Raw genomic sequence first — 2011 nt, forward strand, 5'->3', positions numbered from 1 at the left:
CGAACAGGTTTTTGTAGATGGTGTTGACGGTTTGCGCTGTGGTCAGGTTGGCATACGTGTCTGCGTATTCTTTCTGAACGGAGAAGCTTTGCGCGATGTCTTTGAGGGACAGGTTGGACGCTGTCCAATAAGCCAGGCCCAATGGGTCCGCTGGACGGTTGAAATAAGCGATGTAAAGCTTTTGGATATCACTAGCTGCATTAGCCATTTAGAACTCCTAATTTATGATTGATGTTACCAATAAGTAAACGCCAGTAGCCTCTGGAATCTATACTTTTTCAGCAATGCGAGATTAGCATGGGCTTTTACACAAAAATGTGACTTGAGTCACAAATACGAATTAAATTGAGGTAATTCCAATTTTAGTTGCAAAAAAAACCCACCGCTTTACAGAGGTGGGTTTTTTGTTTTGCACAACAGGGAGGCTGTTCTCTCCCTGTTGCATGGGTACCGGAGTACCCCTTATTGCATTGCTTGCTACTGAATTAAGCGATGAAGTCGCCGGCAACGATGGAACCTGCGCCAACCAATTTAACGATAAAGTCAGTTGCATCAACTGTACCAACAGTGCCGCCGACGTTTTGGAAGGCGTATGTACCAGCTGCTGTACCTGCGGCTACAGTGATGACGTAAGCCTGGGTAGTAGCTGCCAAGGATGCACCAGCGGCTGTTGCTGCTGTAGCGATGGCTGCTGCCAGTGTGGATGTATCAGCTGTAGCGATAGACAACAAGTTCAATGTTGTTGCTGCTGTGCCTGTCTTGAACACGTCAACACCAGCAACTTTGAAGTTTGTCACTGTATCGATAGCACCGATGGTGGAACGTGTACCAGCAATAGTGTTAGTTGCATCAATAGTATCAGCACCGGAGGACAGTGTGATTGAATCAACACCTGCGCCACCTGTGACAGTAACTGCGCCGCTGGAGATCAGTGTTTGGCCACCAGTACCCAGAACGAAATTACCACCAGCTGCATTCACTGTTGCTACGCCGTCGAACATTGTTACAACGTTTGCACCAGTACTTGCATTGAAGTTTACTATTTCAACACCTGTCACTACTGCACCAGCAGCAGAAGATGCTTTCAGGGTGAATGCTGCTGCAATTGCATCAGTAACGGTCAATGTATCACCAGTACCACCAGCTGCGTTGAGTGTTTTCCAAGCCAGATTAGCAGCTGTAGTAGTGAACGTGTCATTACCTGTGCCGCCAGTGAAGGTTTGATTAACACCGGACAGCGCCAGTGTTACAGAGTTTGTACCATTAGCCAGATTATAAGATTCAATACCGGCTGTACCAGCCAATGTTGTACCTGTGATCGTGCCAGCAGTAGTCAGCGTAACAACGTCAGCACCAGCGGCTGCATTGAAAGTTGTGAAAGCATTATATTGCGCTGCTGTCAGAGTAGTTGTAGCACCACCACCCAAGAACAGAGTTTCAAAACCAGCAACATTAGCACCGGCGATATTCGCACCAGTTGCTACCAATATATCTGCTACGCCTGCACCTGCACTGAAGGTACCTGTGTAAGTCTTAGCTGTTTCCAGTGTCAGAGTGTTGTTACCCAGGCCCAAGTTAACATTACCAGCCAGCAATGAGTTGCCAGAATTAGTAAAGTCAACAGAGTCATTACCTGTACCACCGTTGATAGTAGTGATGCCTGTAGTAGCACCTGCAGCAGTATTAACGAATCCAACGGTATTTGCGAAATTACCCAATGTCAATGTTTTGATATTGGAAATTGTGCCGCCGTTAGTGCCGTTATTCAAGCCGGCTGCGCCAGCTGTGAAACTTACTGCATCAGTGAAAGTGATAGTGTCTGTGTCACCAGCATTACCGTTGATAGTAGTGCCATTCAGTGCAGCGTACACACCTGTGAAGTTATCGTTCACATTGGCCAAGCTTGTGTAAGTACCGCCAGCTACGAATGCTGTTGCAGACAATGCTGTACCACCACCGTTGACTGGGGATGTACCAACAACACCTGTTGTTACCACTGCACCGCCAGATA

1 protein-coding gene and 1 pseudogene are annotated in these 2011 nt (G+C 47.2%); both read right to left on the reverse strand.

The window, feature by feature from the left end:
• A pseudogene (locus ACO0LK_RS26930) lies at positions 1-208 on the reverse strand (hypothetical protein); the annotation flags it as partial.
• Positions 209-485: 277 nt separating this feature from the next.
• Positions 486-2011: beta strand repeat-containing protein (locus tag ACO0LK_RS26935; protein ID WP_422980597.1), on the reverse strand; the 1526-nt coding region annotated here is incomplete at its 5' end.

Origin of the sequence: Undibacterium sp. Ji49W, assembly GCF_049340205.1 — a bacterium.
Lineage (GTDB): Bacteria > Pseudomonadota > Gammaproteobacteria > Burkholderiales > Burkholderiaceae_D > Undibacterium.